The sequence below is a fragment of the Paracoccus sp. (in: a-proteobacteria) genome, assembly GCF_039808215.1.
Taxonomy (GTDB): domain Bacteria; phylum Pseudomonadota; class Alphaproteobacteria; order Rhodobacterales; family Rhodobacteraceae; genus Paracoccus.
Genome location: NZ_JBDHSP010000125.1, coordinates 1 through 5,206 on the forward strand (window position 1 = coordinate 1; position 5,206 = coordinate 5,206).

Below are 5,206 nucleotides of genomic sequence, written 5' to 3' on the forward strand. Positions count from 1 at the left end.
CCAGGTTCAAGGGGACGACCGCGCTCAAGCGCAAGATCAATCCGACCCGGGTGCCGATCGAGCAGAAGGAAAGCATGGGCGTGTTCGAACTGAAGGTGCTGCAGGACGGTATCCCCGACGCGGCCTACAAGCCGCTGACCGGCGACGACAAGGAAACCGCGAAATACTACCTCAAGGCCAATCGCGATGCGACGGCGGGGCAAGGCGGGTTCGATTTCGGCACGGGCCAAGTGGCCATGCCCGAGATGAAACCACTGGCGCTGGATTTCTCGGGTTTTCGTGATCTGCCCGAGGATACCGTGGAACAGATCGGCGCCAAGGCCGCGCGGTTCAAGGAACTGCGCAAGGGCCAGGCCTTTGTGCGGGCGACGGCGGCGGCGAACCTTTATGTCGCGGCCTTCCTGCTGCCCAAGACGGGCGGCGCACCGGCGGGAGCCTCGGCCCGCACCGTGCCGACGACCGAGGAGCTGTGGCTGGCCCTCAATCAGGGCAAGATCCGGAATGCGATGATGGACGCGCCCAAGGCCGCCCGCCGCGCCCGTGCCTTTCACTGGCCGCTGGAGTTCCCCGATGTGATGCAGCGGGGCGGGTTCGACGTGGTGGTGGGGAACCCACCGTGGGAGGTAATGCAGCTTAAGGAAGAGGAGTATTTTGCAAAATTGCTGCCGGAGATCGCAGCCTTGACTGGAGACACGCGCAAACGGGCTATTGCAGATCTGAACAAGACCAAGCCGGTTGCGCATGACAGTTTCGTGCAAGCAAAGCGACTTTCAGAAGCCGCCAATGAGTTTGCAAGGAACCAAGAACGTTTTTCACTAAGCTCAAGTGGCAAACTGAACACCTATTCGTTGTTCGCTGAGCTATTCCTTAATTTGATTGGAAAGGACGGCTGGGCAGGAATAGTGGTTCCAACAGGAATTGCCACTGATGCAATGTCCTCCGCAATCTTTTCAGCATTGATTGAACGGAGGAAAATTAGGAGTCTCTTTTCATTCACAAACGACATCTACTTTTCACAACTTGGATTGGGCGGAAACCAGTTTTGCATACTAACTCTGTCGCCAAGTATCTCTAAGCCAATTTCGATGGCTTCAGGACTCACAGAAGTATCTCAAGTTTTTGAACCATCGAGGCTATATGAGCTCGATGCAGAGAAAATAGAACGGTTCAATCCAAACACCAAGAATGGAACGTTATTTCGTTCCTCAGCTGATGCTTATATCTTCGCTAAACTCTTTGACACTGCGCCAATCTTTGATCGGGACGAAGGCGGATCAGCTTGGCACGTCGTTTTTCGACAGGGTTTACTAAACATGACGACTCACAGCCGCCTGTTCAAGACAGCTAAGCAACTGAGATCTGAAGATGCGACTTCCCAGGGTCTGACCTGGACAAAAGCTATATTGGGAGGTTCGGAGAGGTATGTGCCCTTGGTTGAGGCAAAGACTTTCCATCAATTTGACCATAGATGGGGGACCTTCACTGATAATGAAGAAATCACTTCGATTGATAAGTCGAGCGCCGATTCTGCTACCGAAGCTATGCCACGTTACTGGCTCCGCAAGGATTTTGTTGATGATGTTCTAAGTGAGCGCAAATGGCAAAAGGATTGGCTCTTGGCTTGGAGGTTTTCAGCCAACCCGCAGGGATATCGGACAATGATCTCTGCGGTGCTGCCACGTTTTGCTGCGCCTCACATCGTTCCACTAATGTTTCCCGCAGAATGCAGCGCCGATCTTTGCGCTTGCCTGATCGCAAATATGAATGCAATCACACTAGATTATGTCGTTCGCCAAAAGATGGCTCGCCAAGGGCTGGACATCTTCATCGTTCGGCAACTTCCAGTGTTTCCACCCGACTTCTATACCGAACCCCGCCTCACCTTCATCACCCCGAGGGTGCTGGAACTCACCTACACCTCGCACAGCCTCGCCCCCTTTGCCCGCGACCTGGGCCATGACGGCCCGCCCTTCGCCTGGGACGAGGACCGCCGCGCGCACCTCCGCGCCGATCTCGACGCCTTCTACGCCCGCGCCTACGGCCTGACCCGCGACGAGCTGCGCTACATCCTCGACCCCGCCGACGTGAAGGGCCCCGACTACCCCTCGGAAACCTTCCGCGTGCTGAAGGAAAAGGAAATCCGCCAACACGGCGAATACCGCACCCGCCGCCTCGTCCTCGCCGCCTGGGACCGGATGGAAGCGAACGGCGAATTTGCGGAGATGGGGATGTGAGATGACCGAAGAGACGACCGAAGTCAGCCTCGACGGCCTGATGCGCCTCCAAACCGCCGCTAACGACTTCGCCAGCGCAGAGGCCACCCACACCCTCCACGCCCGGAATGGCGGGCAAGGACAGCTTCGGGCCGAACACGCCCCTGCGGTGATAGATGTCGATGTAGTTGAAGCCGATGGCAATCTGCCGGATCTGGATTTCACCCTTTCCGGGGGCGGCAAGGGGAACTTCCACGGCCGAAAGAACCTCTGGCCCTCCGAATTCGGAAAAGCGGATCGCGGTGATGGTCTGGGTCATGTCCTGATCTCCTCTGCTTTTCCCGAGAATACTCCTTGCGATCCGGCGCGCGATGCTTGTTTTCGGCGATACGCTTTGCGAAAATGCAAGGCATCATGGACTGGAACGACCTGAAATTCTTTCTGGCGCTGGCGCAAGGGAAGTCGCTTTCCGCGGCGGCCCAGACCCTTGGCGTCAGCCCCTCCACGGTCTCGCGCCGGATCGAGGCACTTGAACAGGCGCTGCAGGTGCAGCTGTTCCGGCCGCACCGGGATGGCTACGATCTGACCGAGGCCGGTCGCGATCTTGTCCCTGCGGCCGAAGAGGCCGGAACCCGGATGCGGGTCTTTGAACGCAACGCCCGCGAGACCGGCGACGATCTGGCCGGCTCGGTTCATCGAGCTCGGCTCCGCCTCGGTGCTGGCGCAGGAACTGCGCCGCGACGGCTCTCGCAACAAGCAGGGCACGCTGATCGACAAGGGCTACCTCTACCGGCTGCTCAACAACCGCGTGTACCGGGGCGAATCCCTGCACAAGGGCACGTCCTATCCCGGCGAGCACGATGCCATCATCGACGAAGGCCTGTGGGATCGCGCTCATGCCATCCTGCAGGAGAGCCCGCGCAAGCGTTCCAACAACAGCCGCGCGCAGACGCCCGCGCTTCTCAAGGGGCTGATCTTCAGCGAGACCGGCGCGGCCATGACGCCAACCAGCACGAAGAAAGGGGCCAGGCTCTACCGCTACTATGTGTCGATGGACGTGATCCGGAACCGCGAGACCGGCGAGGAAACCGCCCCGTTGCGGCTCGCCGCCGGAATGGTCGAGGAGGCCGTCGTGACCGAAGTCCGCCGCATTTTGCAGACGCCGGAGGTGGTCACGCAGGTGCTTGCAGCCTTGAAACAGAAAGCTGGCGCGGCCTCGGAGGCGGATGCCATCGCCGCGCTGCATGAGTTCGGCGCCCTGTGGTCGCAGCTTTTCCCGGCAGAACAGGCCCGGATCATCCAGCTGCTTGTGCGGCGGGTCACGGTGACCGCAGCGGGGCTCGAGGTCGATATTCGTCGCGAAGGCATCGCAGGCGTCATCCGAGAGATGGTTGCCCCGCGCAGAATGGAGGCGGCAGAATGACAAGGCCTGATGACACGATCCGCGTTCTGATCCCGCTGAAGATCCGCAAGAAGAACGGGCGGCCGAAAATCATGCCGCCGGCCGATTATCGTCCGAGCGAGGATCAGACGCAGGATCCCCATATCCTGCGCGCCATCGGCCCGGCATGGGGTTGGCGACGGCGCATGGAAGCGGGCGAATTTACCACGATCCGGGAACTGGCCGAAGCCGCCGGACTGGCGGAGCGCTATGTCAGCCGCCAGCTGCGGCTGGCCTATCTCGCGCCCGAGGTGCTGAAGCGACTGACCTGCGGGCGCGAGGCCTCGGCAGTCAGCCTCTATGATCTGAGCGTTCTGGCGGGGGAGACGTGGGCGGAGCAAGCCGAGCGCGCGCTCGGCTGATCCTCAATGAAAACTCGCCTGAAAGGACGTTGCCGTCAGCGAGACATGCGCATCCAGCGGCGGGTGCAGTTCGAACGCCTTCGGTTCGCGTGAGAAATTCCAGAGACGGAACAGGCGCCATTCCGAACGCCGTTCCTCGGCCACGGCCAGTTCGTTGCGGGTGATGTGGAAGGGCGTGCGATCCCAGCCGTTCGTTGTCTTCACCTCGATCAGGCGCACCCGGCCATCCGGGGCGAAGCTGGCAATGTCGTAGCCTGCGCCGTCGCCGTCTTCATCCGAGATCCACCGCACCTTGCGGGCCAGGTCGTCCCGGCCCGCCGACCGCAGCGCCGCCCGCTCATGTGCCAGCACGCGCTCCTCGCCCGCACGGCCGAGGGCGCGGTTGCGCTCGTCCCGGCCCGCCACATCGAACTTGCGGGCGATGTGCAGCATCTGTTCCAGCTCTTGCGGCGGCGGCTGGTTGGACAGCGTCGGCGGCGGCCCGATCCAGATCTGCGCTGCCTCGCGCAGACCACCTGCGGGGCGCAGACCTGGTTGGCGGCCGAGCCAGGCCGGGTTCAGCGCCAGCCACCGGGCCACGGCATCCACCAGCGTCATCTGGAAATTGAAGGCGGGCTTGTAGCCCGGGATCCAGTCCTCACCGAGCCCCTTGAGCACCGCGCTGATGTTCTGGTGCTTGAACTCGATGGAACTGCGGTTGCGGCCGATGCGGGTTTGAAGATCCCGGTTGTGCTCGGCCTTGTTGTAGGGGCGCCCGGCGATATCAGCGGCCAGCATCGCGAAGTAATCCGCGACGATCAGGTCGTTCTCTTCATCCGTCCAGGGCCCGTTCGACATTGCGCCAGGCTATGAGGGCGAAGTCTTTTTGTCATCAAAGACTTCGCACTACCCCGCACGACCACGCCGCCTTCGGGTGTCTCCGTTCGCACCGACAGCGGTCGAGCGCGCCTCAACCCCGGCGCAATCCGTTTCCTCCAATTAGCTGAAAAGACGGCATCTTTTGAATCCGCCTCGGTTTTGGTGAAGGGCGGATGGAAAGAGACGCGGGGCGTTCAGAGACCGATTTCGGGCCAGCCGCCAGTCTCCGAATGTCGGATGCCTCCGCTAAACCCCTTTGAAACACAAAGAAAAAAGGCCCTATCAGGGGCCTCGCCATGGGTTCGCGAATTGAAAGTGGCGGAGGGGATGGG

Annotated in this window: 4 protein-coding genes and 1 pseudogene; 4 read left to right on the plus strand and 1 reads right to left on the minus strand. The window is 60.8% G+C overall.

The genetic code is table 11. The features are described 5' to 3' along the window. From WMK75_RS18220 to WMK75_RS18235, 4 genes and pseudogenes are all read left to right on the plus strand, one after another. A pseudogene (locus WMK75_RS18220) lies at positions 1-2,234 on the plus strand (restriction endonuclease); the annotation flags it as partial. Position 2,235: 1 nt separating this feature from the next. Further along, a complete protein-coding gene (locus WMK75_RS18225) occupies positions 2,236-2,646 on the plus strand; it encodes a hypothetical protein (protein WP_347269002.1) in 411 nt (136 codons plus the stop codon). A 213-nt stretch (positions 2,647-2,859) separates the two neighbouring features. Continuing rightward, positions 2,860-3,636: a recombinase family protein gene (locus WMK75_RS18230; RefSeq protein WP_347269003.1), complete on the plus strand. Its 777-nt coding sequence runs from the start codon at positions 2,860-2,862 to the stop codon at positions 3,634-3,636. After that, positions 3,633-4,016: a hypothetical protein gene (locus tag WMK75_RS18235; RefSeq protein WP_347269004.1), complete on the plus strand. Its 384-nt coding sequence runs from the start codon at positions 3,633-3,635 to the stop codon at positions 4,014-4,016. The genes WMK75_RS18230 and WMK75_RS18235 overlap by 4 nt, the downstream gene beginning before the upstream one ends. A 3-nt stretch (positions 4,017-4,019) precedes the next feature. On the opposite strand, the gene WMK75_RS18240 is transcribed toward WMK75_RS18235, so the two are convergent. Beyond that, positions 4,020-4,853 carry a DUF3883 domain-containing protein gene (locus tag WMK75_RS18240; RefSeq protein ID WP_347269005.1) on the minus strand — a complete coding sequence of 278 codons (834 nt, stop codon included), beginning with the start codon at positions 4,851-4,853 and terminating at the stop codon, positions 4,020-4,022. Positions 4,854-5,206 lie beyond the last annotated feature (353 nt).

Coding starts and splice junctions, on each gene's coding strand:
- WMK75_RS18235 (WP_347269004.1), top strand. CDS start 3,633: ATGACAAGGCCTGATGACACGATCCGCGTTCTGATCCCGCTGAAGATC.
- WMK75_RS18225 (WP_347269002.1), top strand. CDS start 2,236: ATGACCGAAGAGACGACCGAAGTCAGCCTCGACGGCCTGATGCGCCTC.
- WMK75_RS18240 (WP_347269005.1), bottom strand. CDS start 4,853: ATGTCGAACGGGCCCTGGACGGATGAAGAGAACGACCTGATCGTCGCG.